Origin of the sequence: Arthrobacter sp. efr-133-R2A-120 (assembly GCF_030209835.1) — a bacterium.
Taxonomy (GTDB): Bacteria; Actinomycetota; Actinomycetes; order Actinomycetales; family Micrococcaceae; genus Arthrobacter.
The window spans coordinates 1-21,041 of sequence record NZ_JARVRF010000066.1 but is presented as its reverse complement, the minus strand read 5'-3'; the positions used below and the strand labels follow the sequence as shown (position 1 = coordinate 21,041).

Here is a 21,041-nt window from a genome sequence, read left to right as displayed (position 1 = left end):
AGTGCTCGGCAGGCAGGTACGGATCGATGACCGTGGAGATGCCCAGTTCCTTCGCGGCGGCGAAGATCTCATCCTGGTCCTGGCTCAACAGCGGCGCATGCCCCGTTGGAGCAGAAATGCCGTTGTCGGCGAAGGCACGGGCGAGCTCATCAGCGCGGGCAATAAAGTCATAGGGCTCAATCTGGTCATAGCCGATCTGCGCAAGGCGCCGGATGGTGCCGGGAAGGTCGTCTTCGACAGCGCTGCGCACGTTGTAAAGCTGGACAGAAAAGTTCATTGCGACGGATTCCTTTGATTTGGAGGGGCGTAGGCCATGCTGCTGACGCCTGGTCTTCTGACGGGACGTTGGAAGACGGACGGCCCCGAAAGTACAAAAGACTTACTTATGAAGATCAACTCAAGACTAAGGGAAACTTTTGATAGTTGGCAAGCAAAAGATGGATGCTACTCGATGAATCCTCTGGATGCGTACGATCGTCCACAAACCCTGCTGTCAGGAGTGCGCGCGAACCGTCCGAGGCTGGACGCCGAGTCAAAGTGAGGAGTGAACGATCATAGCTGACTTTCATTTGAAACTCGTACGGTCTACTCTTTGAAACAAAGTATGTATTTGGCGAGCAAGGCGCCTGATTGATGTGCCCTTGCCGGGGCATTCAGCCCGCTGCCCGGCAGGCCGTCACGTGAGCGCATTCTTGGGTGAACCGCCCGCATCAGATGTCTCCTGCTCAACCGAACCATCGATTCCCAGTTGAAAGGCAAGCAAAGGCTATGGCCGTACAGGATTCAAGCGATGTACTGATCTTCGATCTCTTCGGTGTGATCGCCAAAGATCAAAGTCAAGAAGGTAGGGACGCACTATTGGCCACCGGAGGGGTCCCGGAGGAAGACTTTTGGGCGGCGTACTGGAACCAACGTCCGCCGTATGATCGCGGAGAGGTCACCGGCACCCAGTACTGGACCGCCGTTTCTGGCCAATTGGCTGCGAGTTTCGATCCGAACCGGATTGGGCAACTCATAGACCACGACATCGCCAGCTGGTCCGTCGTCGATGATCAGATGATCGCCCTGTTGGAGGACCTGTCCAGGACCCGACGTCTCGCGTTGCTCTCCAACATTCCGCGGGAGATCGGGGAATACTTTCTGCGAAGGCACCGGTGGCTCGACCTGTTCGAAGTCCGAGGACTGTCTTATCAGATCGGATATGCGAAGCCTGAACGGGAAACTTTCGCATGGTGTGTCCGCGAGCTCGGGATTGAACCCCACCGAGCCCTCTTTATCGACGACAGAGAGGAAAATATCCGAGCTGCCCAGCAAGCCGGGCTCCGGGGCCACCTGTTTGCATCTCGCGAGGCGCTCAGCCAGATGTTCGAGGCGAACAGAACCTGATGGGGGGCCGGAGGCATTGCGGTAGTCCCAGTCCAGGGCATGCTTCTCATCGCGCGAGCTCGTCCGCCACGCCGAGTGGCCATTCTTTAGTACAGTTGTACACATGGCGGCCGAGTATTTCCGAGACGACCCCCGGAGCAACCACGAACGGATGCTCGCGGGCGATCTCTACATCTCCGATGATCCACAGATCCTCGCCCGACAGCAGCGCGCTATCCGCCTGGCCGGGGCATATGCATCTGCCTACGCTGAGGACATTGATGCGGCTCAGCCGCTCATACATGAGCTCATCGGATGCCTGGCCGAAGGTGCCCATATAAGGCCACCAATATTCGTCGACTACGGATCCAACATCAGCATCGGTGAGGGCACGTTTATTAACTTCAACCTCACTGCTCTTGACGTGGCCACGATTTCAATTGGAAGCCATTGCCAAATCGGCCCGAACGTCCAACTACTGACGCCGACCCACCCCGTGGCGGCTCAACCCCGAAGGGACAAGCTGGAATCGGCTAAGCCGATTGTCATCGAAGACAACGTGTGGCTCGGCGGGGGAGTCATCGTCCTTCCCGGCGTAACGATCGGCAAAAACACCGTCGTGGGTGCCGGGGCAGTCGTCAGCCGCGACCTGCCTCCCAATGTCGTAGCCGTGGGGATACCGGCTAAAGTCATCAAGTCCATTGAAAGCTAAGGAAAATGGCTAAACGGCGGGTTGATCCGGATCGGCGTGACCGAATCATTGAAGCGACATTGGACCTGATTGCTGCCGAGGGCGTGGCTGGCACTTCACATCGGAAAGTGGCTGCCCTTGCAGATGTCCCGTTGGGGTCCATGACCTATCATTTCGCGGGAATGGACGAACTTCTGCACGAAGCTTTCACGCGTTTTGCCACCCGTATCAGCGACCGCTTCGAGCGGCGAATGAACGAGGCTTCGACGATTGATGCGGTCAAGGAGGCCGTCGTCGAGATGATCATGCAGGATACCTATGGCGATCGGGACGCTCTCGTTCTGACGTTGGAGCTCTACACGCTGGCGGCCCGTCAAGCGAAGTTCCGGCACCTCACTCACGATTGGATGATGCGCAGCCGCCGTGCCTTTGAAAGGTACTTCGACCCGGATGTGGCTCGACAACTGGACGCGCTCGTCGAAGGACTTTCAATCCATCGAGCCTTTGAACCGCGCGACGACGACCGCGAGTTGGTGTCGAACGCCGTCGACAAGCTACTCAGGGAAGCGCCGTTGCATCCGGTAGCGCCTTCGCCGGTTGACGCTTCGATCACCTTTTCCGACGAGCTTCATCCGGCAGTGTCCATGCCTGCCCGTCGATTGCGCACTTCTGGCGGCTAGTCGGCGACGCGGCGTTGAAAGGCAAGCCAAGCTGCGGCCACCGCGCACCTAGGGATTACGCGATGGGTCCAAGGACCACGAGCCAGCGATGACTCTTGCTACCGGGTCGGCTGCAAGCGGTTCTCCGTCATTTGGGGCAACGCCCCCACGAAGAGTCAGGCCGTCCATGAGAATCTCCAGAATCTCCGCCGTTATTGGGTCGAAGTACCGTTTCAGGATTTTGGCGCTACCTTCTACCCACTTATTCGCGATGTTGCGCAAGGCAGGCTCACGAATGACCAAAGCCTGAAATTCGCGAGACAGGGCCATGTATCGCGGAGGATCAGCGGTGGCATCTTCTTGAATCATGGCCAAGATGACTTTGCCTGCGTCATGATGATCTCGTGCTGGTTGTAGCCGGTCCTCGAGCCGGGCGAGGGACTGGCTTACAAAGCGCTCGAACCCTGTTTCCAAGAGCTCGTGCATGCCGCTGAAGTGGTAGGTCATTGAGCCCAAGGGAACATCAGCCCGGGTAGCGATCTTCCGGAAACTAGTGCCGGCGACACCGCTGTCGGCAATGACCGCGAGCACTGCGTCAATAATCCGATTCCGACGATCCGGATCAAAACGTCGGATTCGGAAGGTGGCATCCGAACGGGCGGACCGCTCTACATCAGCGGGAAAACGGTCCGGCGGATCCTGTATATCCATCAACTCTGCACCCTCCCAATGTGTACGCTCGTACATTGTTTCCTATGTGTACGATCGTGCACTAGATTTCTAATGCGTACGATCGTACACTAATGGAACAGAATGTGAGCAGGGCCACGTGAGGAGCGTCCCAACTTGCAGAAAATCGCCTACCGGGAGACTCTAACCAAACTTCATGCTTGAGTAAATACACAATCCGTGTACTCTTACTTATAGGTGATGTGACTCTCAGTGGTGACCTACTCCATAACTTCGTAGTCCGCTGGCAGGTCCAGACTCACGCACCCGGCCTAGCAATGGCCAGAACCGAGAGGTAAATTCCAAAATGACTGTTGAGACTTCTTTGCAGATCGATGGCCCTGCAAAGTCCAGCTACGACGTCGTAATCGTCGGAAGCGGCATGGGCGGCGGTACGCTGGCCTACGCATTGAAGGACGCTGGTGTCAGCGTATTGCTCATCGAGCGCGGAGGGTTCGTTCCGCAGGAGAAGCAGAACTGGGACCCGGACGCCGTGTTTGAGCACGGCCGGTATAAAAATGCTGAAAAGTGGTACTCCGACGCGGGAGAAGCTTTCAGCCCTGGCACGTACTACTACGTCGGTGGCAACACGAAATTTTACGGGTCATCCTTGGTGAGGTTTCGACGCGAGGATTTTGTCGCGAGCGAACACGAGGACGGTACTTCACCGGCTTGGCCGTTCACGTATGACGACCTCGCACCCTACTACTCCCGGGCAGAGAGGGTGTACAAGGTCCATGGAGACCAACACGATGACCCCACGTTGCCACGCGACGAGCCCTTTCCTTACCCTGCGATCGGGCACGAACCTGAGGTGCAGGCAGTTGCGGATGGGCTGAGCAAACAGGGACTGACTCCGTCCAGTATCCCGTTGGGAATCGACTGGCGCCAGGGCGGGGCCTGCATCCGCTGCCGCACTTGCGACGGTTTCCCATGTCGCGTCCTCGCCAAAATGGATGCCGACGTCGCGTGTGTACGACCGGCTCTTCAAACGGGCAACGTGGAACTGCTGACCGAGGCGTATGCCGAGAAGGTGCTCACCGACGAATCCGGCCAGACCGCCACGGGCGTACAGATCGTCCACAACGGAAAGACCGTCGTCGTCGAGGCCGGAAAGGTCGTCGTTTCTTGCGGCGCCGTCAACTCCGCGGCGCTGTTGCTCCGGTCCGCCACGGACAAACACTCCACCGGCCTCGCCAACTCTTCGGGAATGGTCGGCAGGAACTACATGGTGCACAACAACAGCATCATGATCGCCTTGCACCCCAGGAGGAACAAAGTTGAGTTCCAAAAGACGCTCTACTTCAATGACTATTACCTGAAGGGCAACGCGGATTTTCCGTACCCGCTCGGTCACGTCCAATTGATCGGCAAGCTCCAGGGCGCCATGCTGGTCGGTCAGAAGCCGCTCATTCCAAAATGGGCCCTTGAAATTGCGGCCGGCCACAGCATGGATTGGTGGCTCTTCACAGAAGATCTTCCGGATCCGGAAAACAGGGTGACCCTAAGGAACGACGAAGCCATCCAGATCAGTTGGAAGCGCAACAACGTTCGGGCACACCAACACCTCGTCAAGGAGATGAAACGCATTCTCCATAAGATGGGCTATCCACTGACCTTCAGTGAAACCACTGGTATTGCAGTGAACTCCCACCAGGCCGGAACGATCCGGGCCGGCGATGACCCGCGGTCGTCCGTGCTCGACCCCAACTGCCGGACCCATGATGTCAAGAACCTCTTCGTCGTCGACTCGTCCTTCTTTCCCTCGCTTCCAGTGATGAACCCGGCATTGACCATTGCCGCAAATGCCTTCCGTGTCGCGGAACATATCGTGCCCGGCGCAGCCCTGCGCCACTCCGAGACGCGCGACCCCGAACTCCTACCGCTAACCCCCGTATTTACAGGAAGTAAGAACAAATGACTGATCAGCAGCTGACCGGTGGACAGATGATTGTCGACTGCCTCATCCGAGAAGGCGTCGAGCGTGTCTTCGCCGTCCCCGGACACGGCAACACGGCACTTTTGGACGCCTTCGTTGACCGTGCAGACGAGATCGAAGTGATCCCCGCCATGCACGAACAAGGCGCCGCCCACATGGCTGACGGGTACTACCGCGCTTCTGGCAAGATCGCCGCAGTCTGCACCTCGATCGGACCCGGGGCAACGAACACCTTGACCGGCCTGGTCACCGCCTTCGCGGACTCGCAGCCCTTCATCCTGATCACCGGCGCCGTCCACACCTACATGGAAAACCGCGGAGTCCTTCAGGAAATCGACAGGCCGCACGGGAACAATTTCCCGCGCATGGCCGAGCCGGTCGTCAAGCGTTGGTGGCAGCCCAGCCGCCTTGAGCAGATCCCGATGGTCATGGACCAAGCCTTCAACACGATGTACGAAGGGCGGCGCGGTCCCGTGCTGGTGGACGTCCCGCAGGACCTGCAGGCCGAATACGGCGACTACAAGCGCATACCAGGTTCCCGCCGCGCCCAGACCCGCGCAACCGGTGACGCCACGGCAATCGCCGCCGCCGTGGCAGTCCTCAAGTCTGCCAAACGGCCCGTCATCCTCGCCGGTGGCGGTGTCATTGCTGCCGCGGCAAGCGAGGAACTTCGTGCCATCGCTGAACGACTCGGCGCTCCGGTCACCCACTCATTCATGGGCAAAGGCTCCTTCCCTGCGGATCACGAACTTTACGCTTGGCCATGCGGCGACATGGGCTCCATCCCGGGAAACGGTGTCACCCGCACGGCCGATGTAATTCTCGCCGTCGGTTGCCGTTTCAGTGACCGCATCACGTCCTCCTACAAGGAAGGCGTCACCTTTAACATTCCGTCCATCACCAAGCTCGTCCAGATTGACATTGACGGATTCGAAATCGGCCGGAACTACCCGGTTGAGGTCGGAATCGTTGGCGACGCCAAGACTTCCCTGGCCGCCATCCGAGATGGACTGGGCGACGGACACGACTACCACGGCACCGAGTACTTCGCCGAGCTCCAGGACCTCAAGGCCAAGTGGGAAGAACACCTGCGGCCGATGCGTGAAACCGACTACCTCCCCATGACCAATTCACGGGCAATGGTCGAAATCCGCAAGGCACTGCCCCGGGACGGCATTCTGGTTACCGACTCCAGCAATCCGGCCAACCAGGCATTCAATGAATTCCCCATCTACGGGCCTAAGACGAACATCGTGGCCGGCGGCATGTCAGGAATCGGCTTCGGCCTCCCGGCTGCCATCGGCGCGCAAATCGCAGTTCCCGGGACACCGGTCCTGGCGATGGTCGGGGACGGCAGCTTCCTCCAGACAGGCACCGAGCTGTCCACCGCGGTGATGCTCGGCACACCGTTGGTCGTCGTCGTTCTGAACAACGGTGGCTGGGAAGCCATCAAGGATCTTCAGATCAGCCTGTTCGGCGCTGAGCGCCGCTTGGTCACGAATTGGAGCACTCCTGACGGGAAGCCCTACTTTGCCAACATTGCCGAGTTCGCACGTTCCCTGGGCTGCACCGCCGAGCGGATCGAAGACCCCGCAAAGCTCGCGCCGGCGATAGAACGTGCCTTCGCCACCGACGGTCCGGTCGTCATTGAGGCCATGAGCGCCACCGAGCTGCCGTGGACTGAGATGCATCCGACCGGTTGGTGGGACATCACCGTTCCGGCTTACCACGGTGACACCCGTGATGAATACGTCGCTCAGCGCGGGTTCTAACCAGGAGAAACATCATGGGTGACATCAAGCTCGGACTCAACCTCGAATTTGCACGATACGAAAACGGCTCATTTGACTGGGCGATGGACCGTGCAGCAGAAATTGGCTACCGCTATGTCGAACCGATGGTCCACTGGGGCCGGGAGTTGCTCAGCGAGGCCGGCTATTTCCACAGCCGCTCGATGCTGGACGACCCGCTCAAACTCAAGCAAGCAGCTGAGAGCCGGGGCCTTCAGATTTCATCGCTCTCAAGTCATGCCCCCCTGGCCAAACCCGACATCGCCGTGGACTACCTCAAACAGTCCATCCGGTACGCAGCGGAGTGCGGGGCGCCGATGATCATGGTCGACGACGGGCCCTTGCCGACGTGGACCACAGAGGAGGAGAACTTCACATTGATGAAGTACACCCTGCAGGAGGCAGCCCTCGTCGCCGAACCTCGCGGGATCGCAATTGCGATCGAAACCCATGGTCCTTACACGGCCACACCGGCCGGGTTGGACCGCCTGATGAAGCTGATCGACTCGCCAGTCCTGACGATCAATCTGGATACCGGGAACAGCTACCTGAGTGAAAATGATCCCCATGCTTGGCTGGAAGACATCGTGTCAAACGTCACGCACATGCACGCCAAAGACATCTCAGTCGAGGATGCCAAGAGATACCGCGGCAAGGTCCGCGGGATGCTTGGCTGCGCCTGCGGGGAAGGGGTCATCGACTGGGAACGGATCGTCCGCACCCTCGCGGATGCTGACCACGATGTGGTCCTCTCAGTCGAGTGCGGTTCGCTCGATGCAGCGGTAAAGAGCTACAGCTACCTCAGCGAGCTGATCTCAAAAGTGCGCACCTAACAGAGATCGGTCCCTGATCCGGCCGCCGGATCCGCGCATCCGGCGGTCGTCGAAGCCGGACCCAGATGTCCACGCGAGGCGGGAAAACCAAGGACAAAGATGACCAATCCCGCCCCGCCTCAACCAGCAAAAAGGAAGAAGCCATGAAGAATATACTCCCCCCCACCGCCATGTCTCGTCGCGGTTTCCTCGCCCTCACGGGGGCTGTTAGCCTCACCGCTTCCATCAGCGCGTGCGCCGCCGGCGGTGCCGGAAACGCTTCGGCGGGTGGCGGTGGCACTATCAAGTTCTGGGATATGCCGTGGGGCAATCAGGACTACTTGGGCGCGGCCCAAGGTCTAACCCAGGCCTACAAGCCTGGCGATGGGTTGCCTGGAGCGTCCTATCAGCAGGTCAACTGGGATGGATTCAACCAGACGTTTTCCTCCGCAATCGCTTCCAACACAGGCCCTGCCGTCTCAACGGGCGGTGGATTCCAGGCCTTCCAGTTCGCGAAGCAGGGTGCCATCGCCTACGCCGACAACCTCATCGATTCCTTTAAGAAGGACGGCACCTACGACGACTTTCTCCCACACACACTTGATGCCATGAAGACCTCCGACGGTTACGTCGGAATCCCGTGGAACCTCGACGTCCAAGTCTTGTGGTATCGCAAGTCGATCCTGGACCAGATCGGAGCAACGCCGCCGCAGTCCTGGGATGACGTGCTGGACGTGGCAAAGAAGGCTTCTGCCAAAGGTTATGTCGGTTTCGGCATCAGCGGCGGCAGCGGTAACTACGGACCCATGGCAGTGCTGAGCCTGATGATCAACAACGGCGGTGGCCTCTTCAACTCCAATGGCGACCTCGACATCGTCAATGACCGCAATGCGGAGGCAGTTGATTTCCTCACCGAGCTGGTCAAGCAAGGTCTCGTCGATCCAGGCTCCGTGAGCATGAAGGACGACGATCTCACCACTCTCTGGACGAATAAAAAGGTAGCCCTCGGGTTCCAAAGCCCGGCATTCAACAACGTCGTCGGCGACGAGAAGGACGTCCTCGTTACGGACCCCCTCAAGTCCCACCGCGGCGAGGTCGGGGGACTGTACTACGTGAACAACATCATGATGTACAAGAACACACCATCCCAGGCCGGGTCTGAAGCCTTCACCTCGTACTACATCAAGAACATGAAGACCCTCTGGCAGAAAGGCGTCATGCAGGGACTGCCCGCCCTGAAGTCCATCACCGAGATCCCAGAATTCAAAGCAAACGCACAGAACACGGCCGTCGTCGAGAAATGGCAGCCGATTTGCAAGACGACCGCGGCTCAATCGAGCGCCCTTACCGCCAAGCTCGCAACCATTGACGGCGGCCAGGCCATGACGGACTTCTGCCAGACCGTCCTCGCCGGAAAAACCCCGTCCAAGACCATCCTGACCAAGCTTGAGAGCGACATCAAGGCCGCCATCTCCTAGCGAAGCAATAGCGAAAGCCGTCACACACCATGAGCACCTCCGTTCGCCGCACTGAACTACCTTTGACGGTGAGGACGCCGACCCACGAACCGCTGAACCGCCGCCGAAGGAGCACTCCCGGCCGCGCGCCTGCAACCAAGCTCTTCCTGATCTTGCCGTCAGTCGTCATACTCATCCTCACGAACGCGTACCCGATCGCCTACGCTGCCTTTCAGGCCCTGCATAACGGGAGCCTGATCTCACCAGGGGAGTTTGTCGGGGTTGACAACTTCGCAAAAGTCCTGGCCGATCCTGCCTTCTGGCGAGCAGCGGGATTTACCGCTGTCTTCGCGGTCGCGGGCGTTTTCGGAAGCTGGATCATCGGGATCGCAATCGCACTCCTGCTCCGTACCCGGATTCCAGCCAAAGGGCTCCTCAAGACAATTCTCCTGCTTCCGTGGGTTGTGCCGATTGTCGTCTCGGCCATGTCCTGGAACTGGCTCATAGGAACGAGTTCCAGCCCTGTCCCGACGATCTTCCACGCGCTGGGCTTCGGGGACGCCATCTTCCTCTCCGATCCGCTTGGCGCCCAGATCACGGTCTGTCTGTTCGAGATCTGGGTCAACTTTCCGTTCATGATGCTCATGATGAGCGCGGCTCTGAGCTCCGTAGATGAAAGTATTTACGAGGCCGCCAAGATCGACGGCGCCGGCGCCTGGCAACAGTTCCGTTACATGACACTGCCTATCATCGCGAAGCCCACGTACATCTCCTGGGTCTTGATGGCGATCTTCTGCGTCAACGACTTCCCGACCGTGTATCTCCTCACCCATGGTGGCCCGGTCGGCGCGACGAACACCCTGGTTGTCCTGGCCTACAAGACCGTATTCCAGAACTTCCAGACAGGCCCGGGCGTTGCCATCGCCTTCCTCATGACCCTTGCATTGGCCATTGTGGCCGTGCTGCTCTTCCGACAGATCCGAAAGTCGACCTCACAATGACCACTGCAACACTCAGAACCAAGATCGCAACACCACGGCGGTCCATCGAAGCAGGAAGTCGCGGGCAATGGCTGCGCTTTGCGATCCTTGTCGCACTAGCAGCATTCGCCCTCATCCCCATTGCGGGAACCGTTGGCCTCTCCCTCCGGGCGAACAATGGGACGGGCTCCCTAACCCTGGAAAACTTCGCCAACGTGCTGAGCAGCAGCGGCACGGTCGCCTGGCTGGTCAACAGTCTCCAGGTTGCATTGGCGACTGTCGTGGTGTCGGTAGCAGTCGCGGCGCCGGCCGGCTATGTTCTATCGCGAGGGAGGGGCCGGCTCGTCGGAGGCTATTCCCTCCTGCTCTTCGTCGTACAGGCCCTGCCTGTGATCACGTCCGTGATTCCGTTGTTCATCCTCTTCTCCCACATCGGGCTGGCTGACAATCTCGTCGGGATCACCATTCTGTATGTCGCGAGTTCCATGTCCGTCGCGACGTGGATGATGGCCTCCTATATGGACGGGATCCCCGGGAGCCTCGAAGAGGCTGCATGGATCGATGGAGCATCGGTGTTCAAAGGATTCCTTCACATCGTGCTCCGGAACTCGCTGCCAGGTGTCCTCTCGACAGCCATCTTCACCTTCCTGATGGCCTGGAACGACTACCTTGTCGCATCGATCTTCCTACGCTCAGCAGGAACCTTCACGCTCCCGATCGGCGTCCAGACCTTCTTTCAGCAGCACTCGACCGACTGGGGATCCGTTATGGCGGTTGCCGTCATCATGCTGCTCCCACCCACGATCATCTTCGCGACACTGAACAAGTTCTTCAGCGTCGGAGGTGTCGCGGGATCATTGGCGGGCCAGTAAGGGTTCCCCGCATTTCGCGCGGAGGTCGGCTGGGCGTACCAGGACCACCCTATGTTCCTGCAGGACTTGGCTTGTCTCAATAGGAGTGGCCGGCATCGAGTAGATGCCGGCCACTCCTATTTCTGAAAGTGACGATATCGGCGGCGGAGAAGTACGGACCTGGACTCGACGGACTTTTGTCGTCAGTGACTTTCGGTCAGAAACGCTTCAATGTCGCGCGCGCCATCGAGTATTTCGGCCGTGCCATGGTCGGAGGTCTGGTGGTCAATAAGCGCTGAATGTGCCAAACGGGCCATCTCCTTGGTCGGCGGAGAGAGAAGCTGCCCGCGTCTCTTGATGAGGGCCAGAGTGTCAAACATTGGCTCAGCCAAGGAGACAGCCTGAAGCCCACGCGGGAAGACCTCGGACTCAAGCGAAGCCCTGCAGGCTATCGTGTCGCCGAATCCGTCCGCAGCCAGCGACAGCGCAGCTGACAGATACTCGACTTCAATGCCAGCATTAAGGGACAAACCACGCAGTCGAGCCCGGGAAGAGAGTTGCTTTCGGGCGGGATCTGTCTGAGCGTAGTGAGCGTCGTAGAGGATCAGGGGAGCGCTGCAGATCGCGGCGATATCCGGGGGTGTCTGGACCCGCTCCGGAACGGCACTGACGTAGACCACCTCATCCCGGGCCAGGGGAAGTACGTCGAGGCGATCGTCATCAATCGGCAAAGTGACCAGGCCCGCTTCAAGATGTCCCGAAACGACATCGCTGACTGTTTCGGCGCTATTCTGACCCACGAGGCGGATACGCACATTCGGGTGTTTCTCGCGAAAGCGCTTGGCCAGATCCTGACGGATGTAGAACTCTGCATTTCGCAGGAGCCCGAACGTTGCGGTACCACCGCCCAGGGAAAGTAGGGCGTTTACTGCTTCGGTGCCCTGCTTGGCGGAGAAAATGGTCTGCTCCGCGTAGGGCAACAGCTGCTCACCGGCCGCCGTGAGTACGAGAGCCCGGCCACTGCGGTTGAACAGTGGCACGCCAAACTCTGTTTCCAGCCGGCGGATGAGGTCCGACACTGCCGGCTGGCTCATGCCCAATTCGGCAGCGGCAGCCGTGAAAGTCTGTCCGCTGGCTGCTGCCACAAATGCTTCAAGTTGGGCCAAGGTCATAAGTCAATCCTATAGCTCACGGGTAGATGATGCTCTACTGCTCTCCCGGGAAGATGCCACCGCCGGCGATTGCCTGTGGGTGAAGCAGCCGGCCCAGGAGCTCCGGGTCGAGGAGTGCCCTGTCCAACACAAGATCAACAACGGCCTTGCCGGTGCGCAGTGCTTCCGCGGCAATCTCGCCGGACATGTGGTACCCCAAATAGGGGCTCAGAGCCGTGACGACGCCGACACTCCGAGCGACATGGTCGTGGAGTGTTTGTTCGTTGGCAGTGATTCCGTCGATGCAAGCGTCCGCGAGCGTGTTTGCCGCTATCCGGAGTGGTTAATGCTTCGAAACAGGCTCGAGGCTATGATCGGCTCGAAGGCGTTCAGTTGCAGCTGTCCTGCTTCCGCAGCGAGGGATATTGTTACGTCGGCGCCCATGATCTCAAATGCGACCTGGTTCACCAGTTCAGGGATGACCGGGTTCACTTTCCCGGGCATGATGCTGGAACCGGCTTGTCGGGCAGGAAGGTTGATCTCGCCGAACCCGGCGCGAGGTCCGGAAGACAGGAGGCGAAGGTCGTTGCTGATCTTGGACAACTTGACGGCTGCCCTTTTCACTGCGGCGCCAACCAGAACGAAGACGCCGCAGTCCTGAGTGGCTTCTACCAGGTCGGGGCTGATTGTCACGGGCAATCCCGTGACTGCCTCAAGCTTCTCTCTAACTATCGACGCGTAGCGGGGATGCGCGTTCAATCCGGTACCGATCGCCGTCGCCCCGAGGTTGATTTCGTGCAGATGCACCACGGCCTCAGTCAGCCGCGCCACGTCCTCCCTGATGGTGACGGCATAGCTTCTGAATTCCTGGCCCAATGTCATGGGTACCGCGTCCTGCAATTGGGTTCGCCCCATCTTCAGAATGTGGTCAAACTCCCGCGCCTTTCGTTCACACGCGGTCTGAAACTTTTCGAGTGCGCCGACGAGGGCATGGCAGCCGTGGATAGTGGCAAGTTTCAAGGCGGTTGGATAGACGTCGTTCGTCGACTGGCCCATATTGACGTGTTCGTTGGGACTGACGAGACCGTACGAGCCTCTTGGTTCATTGAGGTGGTCCAGCGCGCGATTGGCGATGACCTCGTTGGCGTTCATGTTTGTTGAGGTTCCAGCGCCTCCCTGGATCAAAGGAATCGGAAACTGGTCGTCGAACTTTCCCGATCGCAAGTCCTGGCAAGCGGCAACGATGGCGGCGCCTAAGTTCGGGTCCAGCAATCCGAGTTCCATATTGGCTCTTGCCGCCGATTCCTTGACCGCTGCGATTGCGCTGACGAGCCCGGGCGCGCTACCCACCGTTTCCCCGCCCAGCCGGAAGTTCTCCATTGCCCTGAGCGTGTGGATTCCCCAATAGGCCTCAGCCGGGACCTCACGGACACCCAACAGGTCTGTCTCTACGCGCGTTCGCTGTTCCTGATCCATGATCCATCACCTAACTCCGAGACTGGCTGTTACTGGGGCGTCACAAGTTCAGGACTGAACATCCAGGCCTGGTGCGGACGCGCCGTGCATTCATAAGTAAACCTTCTGAATTATGGAGAAAGGCTAGCATTTACTTTAGCAATATGCTACGGTTGGATCTCGAAGGATAAGGAAATGCTTCCAACTCTGCTGTTTATTAAAGCTTAATACTATGCTTGAGTGATTTCCAAGTAACGAGGAGCACACGCACTACTTGCGCTCTGGCTCCAGCAACGAAAGAGAAAACCATTGCGCACTTCCCTCAAGAATGCTGACGTCACCATCTCGGACCCCACCTCGTCTTCGGGCGTGAGGCAAACGGTCGAAACCGTCATCTCGGACATTCGCGAACGCGGCGACGAAGCCGTTCGGTCCTACTCCGAGAAGTTTGACAAGTGGTCTCCCACATCGTTTCTCCTCTCCCAGGAAGAGATTGATGCGGCTATCGACCGGCTCCCGGAGCAGACGGTTGAAGACATCAAGACTGTCCAGCGCAACGTCGAAAGGTTCGCCCGGCTGCAGCTCAAGTCGCTGACAGAGTTCGAAGCCGAGGTCGAACCCGGCATCATTCTCGGCCAGAAGAACATCCCGATCGACGCCGTAGGTGCCTACGTTCCCGGTGGTCGTTACCCGCTTCTGGCCTCAGCCCATATGACCATCGTGACTGCAAAGGTTGCCGGCGTCCGCAGGGTGGCCGCCGCTACGCCAGCGGCTGGCGGAGTAATCCCCGACGCCTCGATTGCGGCCATGCACTTGGCTGGAGCAGACGAAATCTACTTGCTCGGCGGAGTCCAGGCAGTCGCAGCCCTGGCCGTGGGCACCGAGACAATTGGGCCGGTGGACTTCCTTGCCGGCCCCGGCAATGCATACGTCGCTGAGGCCAAGCGGCAGTTGTTCGGTGAAGTTGGCATCGATCTCTTCGCAGGACCCACCGAGGTTCTCATCGTCGCCGACGAAACGGCCGATCCTTTCCTGATCGCTGTTGACTTGCTCAGCCAGGCCGAACACGGTCCGGACTCTCCTGCGATTCTTGTGACGACCTCGAAAGAGGTCGGACAGCAGGTGCTCGAGGAAATCGACCGTCAACTGGCTGGCTTGTCGACCCGCGCAGTCGCAGAAGTGGCTTGGCGCGATCACGGCCAGGTGATTCTGGTCGACGACCTCAAAGAGGCATACGCCGTCGCTGACGAGTTTGCCAGCGAGCATGTCCAGATCCTGACGGCCAACCCCCGCGAAGCACTGGACAGCATGATCAACTATGGAGCGCTGTTCCTGGGGGAAAATACCTGTGTTTCCTTCGGCGACAAGGTCATCGGCACCAACCACGTTCTTCCGACCCGCCATGCCGCCCGATACACCGGCGGACTCTGGGTAGGGAAATACATCAAGACCGTAACCTACCAGGAGATAACCTCGGTTGCCGCCAGTGCCGAACTTGGCGAACTACTCGGTAGGGCGGCCCGGGCGGAGAACTTCGAAGGCCATGCACGCTCCGGCGACATCAGGGCCTCTCGCCTTGCAGGAGAACGGCCGTCCTGGGCTTCCTAGCGATACCTAGGGTGGAGCGCGAACCGCAGGCGCTCCACCGACCGGGTCGCGGAAGCGACTCATCAATGTCCACCAATGGCGAGGGCGCGGATCCCCGGCGCAAGCTCCACAGCGTGGGACCGAACCATGGTCTAGTGCGGACACCTTCGCCTAGGCTAACGGCCACAGCAAAGTCTGGAAGGGACGAGGTTACCTGCAAATGAACACTCCGGAATCCATGAACCGTGAATCAGCGGAAGAACCGAGCGACGACCAGGCCGTGACGGCAGCCTTGTCTGAGATTACCTACGACGAGCAGTTCTATCCTGCCCGCCCCCGTCAGCTCCGTCCCAAGGCCCGCCGTCGCCAAACACTGGATGAGGGGCGACCGCCGTTTGACCCGGACGGGCGGAACGCCGTCTATGTTGAGTGGCTGAGAAACCAATCCATGCTCGGCGATGCCGATGCCATGTCAAGGCAGCTGTCCGGCCAGGCGAGCATGTGGCAAAAACCGTTCGCACATCCAAGTCCCCGCTCAGCCCTGGACAGGGCGTCGGTATGGTTCACCGCGTATCCCTTGTCCTTTATTACAGCTCCAGGGCAATCGTTCTTGGGGGCGCTGGCGCAACCCACCCTTTGGGATGCGTTTCAGGAAATCGGCATACATGCTCTGCATACGGGACCCGTGAAGCGCGCCGGGGGAATCACCGGCTGGGACTACACGGCCAGCGTGGACGGACACTTCGATCGAATCAGCATGGCCATCGATCCGTCTTTCGGGACCGAAGAAGAATTCCGAGCAATGTGTAGGGCCGCCACCGATCATGGCGCAACGATCGTTGACGACATCGTTCCCGGGCATACGGGCAAGGGCCCGGACTTTCGTCTGGCGGAAATGAATTACAAAGACTATCCCGGGATCTACCACATGATCCATATCCCGGAGTCTGACTGGCATCTGCTTCCGGATGTCCCCGAAGGCAAGGACTCGGTCAACATCAGCATCGACGCCGAGAAGGCACTTCAAGAGACAGGCTATATTATTGGCCAACTGCAGCGCGTGATCTTTTATGAGCCCGACGTCAAAGAGACGAACTGGAGCGCCACGCGGGCGGTGTCCGGCACGGATGGCACGATGCGCCGGTGGGTCTACTTGCATTATTTCAAAGCCGGACAGCCGTCCATCAACTGGTTGGACCCGACTTTTGCAGGCATGCGACTTGTCATCGGCGACGCGCTCCACTCGCTGGTGGATCTTGGAACGGGCGCCTTAAGGCTGGACGCGAACGGATTTCTCGGCGTCGAGAAGAGCGCGGAGGAACTCCCCGGTTGGTCAGAGGGGCATCCCCTGTCCCAGGCCGCGAACCAGCTCATCGCGAGCATGGTGCGAAAGGTCGGTGGCTTCACGTTCCAGGAGCTCAACCTCACCATCGACGACATAAAGGAAACCTCCGTAAACGGACCCGATCTCTCCTACGACTTCGTGACCAGACCTGCCTACCACCATGCACTTGTTACCGGAAATACAGAGTTCCTTCGCCTCACACTCCGGTTGGCAATGGAGGCCGGCGTCGATCAGGCCTCCTTGGTCCATGGGCTGCAGAACCACGACGAACTGACATACGAACTCGTCCATTTCACTACCCGGCATAAGGATGAGACCTTCAATCTCTTCGGCCAGAACCTGACCGGGGCCGGCGTCGCTGAGCGGATCCAGCATGATCTCCGGGACGGCCTCACGGGAGAGGCCGCGCCGTACAACCTGCTGTTCACCACGAACGGCATCGCTTGCACCACCGCGAGCGTCATCACGGCCGCACTGGGCATACGGGACCTCGAAACCATGACCACCGAGCAGGTGGATCAGGTCCGCGACGTGCACTTGCTTTTATCGATGTACAACGCGTTGCAGCCTGGGGTTTTTGCTCTCTCAGGCTGGGATCTCTTAGGGGTTGTTTCCGTGGATGTCGACAAAGTGGCTCAATTAGTGTCTACGGGCGATACCAGGTGGATCAACCGCGGTGCGCACGACCTGATGGGGGTCAACCCCGGTGTTACCGAGTCGTCATCCGGTCTCCCCAAGGGGAGGAGCTTGTATGCAACGCTTCCTGAGCAGCTGAAGGACGAGACGTCTTTTGCTCGAAAGCTGTCCGTCATCCTCGCTAAACGCGAAGAGCTCCAGCTTGCAAAAGGCGAACTCATCGACGTCCCTGACGTTTCGCACCCAGGGATGCTCGTCATGGTTCACCGGCTTCCCTCAGACTCCATCGCGGTCACTGTTCTGAACTTCACCGGCGAAGACATTTCCGGAACGGTCAACTCGACACTTCTGACCCCCGGCGCCGACGTAACGGATGCCTTTACTGGAGAGACTCTCAATTCAGTGGATGACCTACACAGTTTCTACTCCGATGTTCCCGCCTTCGCGGGAAGTCTTCTTGTGCTTCGAGAACCCGCACCAAAAGGCGGAGAAGAAGCGCCCTGAGCGCGGGATAAGGAAAGGGGGCCCATGGGCACGAAGATTCTATGGCGCCGCCGTCGTGATGAGTCATCACCTCTGCACTGGACTGAGACTGCCAGGCCCAGGTTGTCACGTATCGGCGCCCGGAACCATATCGGAGAGCCTGCGCAACGAACTCCGTCAACGATGCTTCCAAGCGGCAGCCTATTCAGCACCATCTATGCGGGTCGCCATATCTGGTTTTCAGGCACCAGATCGGAATGATCGGTAGGAGCTCGCTTGCGCAAGGCCTCCGTCCACCCCTCGTCGCACCCGAGGACGGATACGGCGTGCAAAAGAACCCAGCCAGGCCATCCTGGCTCCTAACGTTGGAAACCTATGAATGATTACTACTTCGCCGGCGTCGCACGCGCCGCAGGCATTGGAAGCGATCTCCGACTTCGACATGACTGGGGCCTTGCCAAGGGGCAGGTCGTGGAAGTGCGCCATCGCAACATTCCACCACGCACTGGATTGGTGGAAGACGTTACGGCGGACGGCTCCATCCTTTGGCTAGCTGCCGATGGTCCCTCCACCCGAACAATGGTCGACAGATCAGAAGGATATGAAATCTGGGGCGACGAGGTGGCTCAAGGGATGCGGCATGCACCTGATCGAAGCAGAGCGGGACTCGATTCCTTGGGTGTGGGTGCCGTATTGGCCGGCCTACCGTATCGGCTCCAGGTAGGGGTGGGAGGCCGCGAGGTCGAAGAGCGCGTTCTGGACGGCCTTCGTTCGCGCCAGACGCTGGAGTTCGCGCGGAACCGCGAGCCAGTACTTCCTGCGGATGTGAACCGTATCCGCAAGAATCCGCACGAGGCGTCGATCGGATTCGCCAATGAACAACGGAAGAACTGCCACTCCAAGGCCAGCAACAGTGGCCATCCACTGCCCCGTGATGTTGTTTGTCTGTATAGCGGGGCGGACTCCGGGCAGCGCCGTGTCCAGGAAGCGCAAGTCAGGAATATCCAGAAGTGAATCGACGTAGCCGATGACCGAATGGTCTTGCAGGTCATCCACGACTGCAATGGTCGCATTGGATTCCAAGTACTGTGGTGCGGCATACAGGCCAAGCGGGTAGGTTGCCAGGGCTGTGGCCGAGACACCGCGAATAGTGGGCTCGGCCAATGAAATCCCGACGTCGAACTCCTTCGTGGCAAGCAGGTTCAAACGGGTCGCCGTCACGATCTCGATGGCAAGATCCGGATGTTTGCTTCTTAGGCCTCCAAGCCCGGGACTCAGTACGAAGGCTCCGAATCCATCCGGGGTTGCGATGCGGACCGTTCCCGACAAACGGCCCGGCTCAGATCCCAGCTCTTCTGCCGCCGCCAAGAGCGACGACTCGACTGCCTCGGCGTGTATAGCCAGCCGCTGACCGGCGTCCGTGAGCGTCCAGCCGCCGGTCGACCGTACGAAAAGCCGGGAAGCAGCCGCTCGCTCAAGGTGGGAAATTCGCCGTCCCACGGTGGTGTGATCCACCCCTAGGCCTCGAGCGGCGGCTACCAGTTTCCCGGTCCGTGCAACCTCAAGAAAGAAACGTAGATCATCCGCGGAAATCATCCCATTAGCTTATCGTGCAATTATGCACAGCCGGTGGCACATTTGGGCATTGATTCGGACTATGAACGCACTGAAACTTGAAACGGATATTTACACGGAACCGCCTTCGACGCACAGGTGCGAGGGCGGTCGGAAAACGAAGGTGTTCCATGGTCGCAAACATCGCTCTTCCCCGAGTCATGAAGGTTGGAAGAGGTGCCGTAAGTCAAGTCGGCACCCTGCTGAGGGAACTGGGCGCAACTCGTCCACTCATCGTCACGGATTCGTTCATGCTGACTACAGGCAGCGTTGATTCGATCATGCACTCGATCCGGCAAAGCGGTTTTGAGGCTGCGATCTTCTCAGGCGTTGTGCCCGACCCCACGACCGCTTCCCTGAGTGAGGGCGTCGCAGCAGTGCAGGACCACGATGCTGACGTCATCATCGGCCTTGGTGGTGGCAGTGCGATTGACACCGCCAAGGCTCTCGGCCTGCTCAGTCGCCAGGGCGGCCAAATGCGGGATTTCAAGGCGCCCCGGAACAACAACGGGCCTTCTGTTCGGGTCGTCGCTATTCCCACAACTGCAGGCAGCGGCTCGGAAGCTACTCAGTTCTCGATCATTAGCGACTCTGAGACCCACGAGAAGATGCTCTGCGCAGGGATCTCGTTCCTGCCAGTGGCGGCAGTTATCGACTACGAGCTCACGCTGTCGATGCCGCCCCGGCTGACCGCGGATACGGGCATCGACGCCTTGACCCATGCGATAGAGGCCTACGTCAGTCGGAAAGCCAACTCCTTTTCCGATGCCTTCGCTTTGTCTGCCATTCGGGCTATCGGCCCAAACTTGCGGCGCGTCTACGCGGACGGAACGAACGCGAAGGCCAGGGAAGCCATGATGCTGGCTTCCACACAGGCAGGCATCGCATTTTCCAACTCCAGCGTGGCCCTCGTTCATGGAATGAGTCGACCGATTGGTGCCCACTTCCATGTTGCCCACGGTTTGGCCAACGCAATGTTGTTTCCGTCTGTCACGGAATTCTCGGTGTCGGCCGCGGCGCCAAGATACGCAGACTGCGCCAGGGCGCTTGGCATCGTGAGTTCAAGCAGTTCGGATCAATATGCCGCCGAGTCTTTGGTGGCTGAGTTGCACGCTCTCAACCGCGACCTCAACGTTCCAACACCCGAAGCCTTTGGGATCGACCGCGCAGCCTGGGAGGAAAAGATCCCTCTAATGGCGGAGCAGGCGCTCGCTTCCGGCTCCCCGAGCAACAATCCCCTCGTTCCGGACACTGAGCAGATCGAAGGTATCTACAAGGAAATCTACTCTTAGCTCCTCTGAAAATACCCGGACCAAAGAACCACTGTCTGCCGGTGTGAACCCGGTACGGCCTTCCCAACTTGAACACTCTGAAAAGGATCCACCATGACCATGATCAAGCATTTCATCAACGGTGTTGAAACCGCCGGCGCGGGTGACCGGAGCCAGCCGGTGTACAACCCGGCCACCGGCACCGTGTCCGCCCAGCTGCGGCTCG

Annotated in this window: 15 protein-coding genes and 2 pseudogenes; 12 read left to right on the top strand and 5 right to left on the bottom strand. The window is 59.2% G+C overall.

The annotated features are described in order from the left end of the window. A pseudogene (locus tag QRN52_RS22655) lies at window positions 1-277 on the bottom strand (sugar phosphate isomerase/epimerase family protein); the annotation flags it as partial. A 491-nt stretch (window positions 278-768) separates the two neighbouring features. Between QRN52_RS22655 and QRN52_RS22650 the strand changes: the two are divergent. From QRN52_RS22650 to QRN52_RS22640, 3 genes are all read left to right on the top strand, one after another. After that, window positions 769-1,386, top strand: a complete 618-nt coding sequence (locus tag QRN52_RS22650; protein ID WP_284756027.1) for an HAD family hydrolase — start codon at window positions 769-771, stop codon at window positions 1,384-1,386. A gap of 103 nt (window positions 1,387-1,489) precedes the next feature. Then, on the top strand, window positions 1,490-2,077 hold the full coding sequence (locus tag QRN52_RS22645; RefSeq protein WP_284756026.1) for a sugar O-acetyltransferase: 588 nt from the start codon (window positions 1,490-1,492) through the stop codon (window positions 2,075-2,077). Window positions 2,078-2,082: 5 nt separating this feature from the next. Beyond that, window positions 2,083-2,736 (top strand): TetR/AcrR family transcriptional regulator, encoded by a 654-nt coding sequence (locus QRN52_RS22640; protein WP_284756025.1) that lies wholly within the window; start codon window positions 2,083-2,085, stop codon window positions 2,734-2,736. Window positions 2,737-2,784: 48 nt separating this feature from the next. Here the strand turns inward: QRN52_RS22640 and QRN52_RS22635 are convergent, their stop codons facing one another. Continuing rightward, window positions 2,785-3,462 (bottom strand): TetR/AcrR family transcriptional regulator, encoded by a 678-nt coding sequence (locus QRN52_RS22635; RefSeq protein WP_284756024.1) that lies wholly within the window; start codon window positions 3,460-3,462, stop codon window positions 2,785-2,787. Between the two features lie 289 nt (window positions 3,463-3,751). Here QRN52_RS22635 and QRN52_RS22630 point away from each other — a divergent pair, with 289 nt between their 5' ends. From QRN52_RS22630 to QRN52_RS22605, 6 genes are all read left to right on the top strand, one after another. Then, on the top strand, window positions 3,752-5,365 hold the full coding sequence (locus QRN52_RS22630; protein ID WP_284756021.1) for a GMC family oxidoreductase: 1,614 nt from the start codon (window positions 3,752-3,754) through the stop codon (window positions 5,363-5,365). Continuing rightward, the gene (locus tag QRN52_RS22625) at window positions 5,362-7,155 is read left to right on the top strand and encodes a thiamine pyrophosphate-binding protein (RefSeq protein WP_284756020.1); all 1,794 of its coding nucleotides are present in this window, start codon (window positions 5,362-5,364) and stop codon (window positions 7,153-7,155) included. Before QRN52_RS22630 ends, QRN52_RS22625 begins: the two co-directional genes overlap by 4 nt. A gap of 14 nt (window positions 7,156-7,169) precedes the next feature. Beyond that, window positions 7,170-8,006: a sugar phosphate isomerase/epimerase family protein gene (locus tag QRN52_RS22620; protein ID WP_284756019.1), complete on the top strand. Its 837-nt coding sequence runs from the start codon at window positions 7,170-7,172 to the stop codon at window positions 8,004-8,006. Between the two features lie 143 nt (window positions 8,007-8,149). Continuing rightward, entirely contained in the window at window positions 8,150-9,463 is a 1,314-nt protein-coding gene (locus tag QRN52_RS22615; RefSeq protein WP_284756018.1) for an ABC transporter substrate-binding protein, read from the top strand. Between the two features lie 29 nt (window positions 9,464-9,492). Beyond that, window positions 9,493-10,443, top strand: a complete 951-nt coding sequence (locus QRN52_RS22610; RefSeq protein WP_284756017.1) for a carbohydrate ABC transporter permease — start codon at window positions 9,493-9,495, stop codon at window positions 10,441-10,443. Next, window positions 10,440-11,294: a carbohydrate ABC transporter permease gene (locus QRN52_RS22605; RefSeq protein WP_284756015.1), complete on the top strand. Its 855-nt coding sequence runs from the start codon at window positions 10,440-10,442 to the stop codon at window positions 11,292-11,294. Before QRN52_RS22610 ends, QRN52_RS22605 begins: the two co-directional genes overlap by 4 nt. Window positions 11,295-11,476: 182 nt before the next feature. Here the strand turns inward: QRN52_RS22605 and QRN52_RS22600 are convergent, their stop codons facing one another. Together QRN52_RS22600 and QRN52_RS22595 are read right to left on the bottom strand one after the other, a co-directional pair. Further along, window positions 11,477-12,445, bottom strand: a complete 969-nt coding sequence (locus QRN52_RS22600) for a LysR family transcriptional regulator (RefSeq protein WP_284756013.1) — start codon at window positions 12,443-12,445, stop codon at window positions 11,477-11,479. 34 nt (window positions 12,446-12,479) lie between these two features. Then, window positions 12,480-13,900, bottom strand: a pseudogene (locus QRN52_RS22595) (aspartate ammonia-lyase). Window positions 13,901-14,188: 288 nt separating this feature from the next. Between QRN52_RS22595 and hisD the strand changes: the two are divergent. After that, window positions 14,189-15,487 carry a histidinol dehydrogenase gene (gene hisD / locus QRN52_RS22590; protein ID WP_284756012.1) on the top strand — a complete coding sequence of 433 codons (1,299 nt, stop codon included), beginning with the start codon at window positions 14,189-14,191 and terminating at the stop codon, window positions 15,485-15,487. A gap of 199 nt (window positions 15,488-15,686) precedes the next feature. Continuing rightward, window positions 15,687-17,951 (top strand): maltose alpha-D-glucosyltransferase, encoded by a 2,265-nt coding sequence (gene treS, locus QRN52_RS22585; protein ID WP_502869743.1) that lies wholly within the window; start codon window positions 15,687-15,689, stop codon window positions 17,949-17,951. 681 nt (window positions 17,952-18,632) lie between these two features. Here treS and QRN52_RS22580 read toward each other — a convergent pair. Beyond that, the gene (locus QRN52_RS22580; RefSeq protein WP_284756010.1) at window positions 18,633-19,526 is read right to left on the bottom strand and encodes a LysR family transcriptional regulator; all 894 of its coding nucleotides are present in this window, start codon (window positions 19,524-19,526) and stop codon (window positions 18,633-18,635) included. Window positions 19,527-19,675: 149 nt separating this feature from the next. On the opposite strand from QRN52_RS22580, the gene QRN52_RS22575 reads away from it, so the two are divergent. After that, the gene (locus tag QRN52_RS22575) at window positions 19,676-20,836 is read left to right on the top strand and encodes an iron-containing alcohol dehydrogenase (RefSeq protein WP_284756009.1); all 1,161 of its coding nucleotides are present in this window, start codon (window positions 19,676-19,678) and stop codon (window positions 20,834-20,836) included. The last annotated feature ends 205 nt before the right edge of the window (window positions 20,837-21,041 follow it).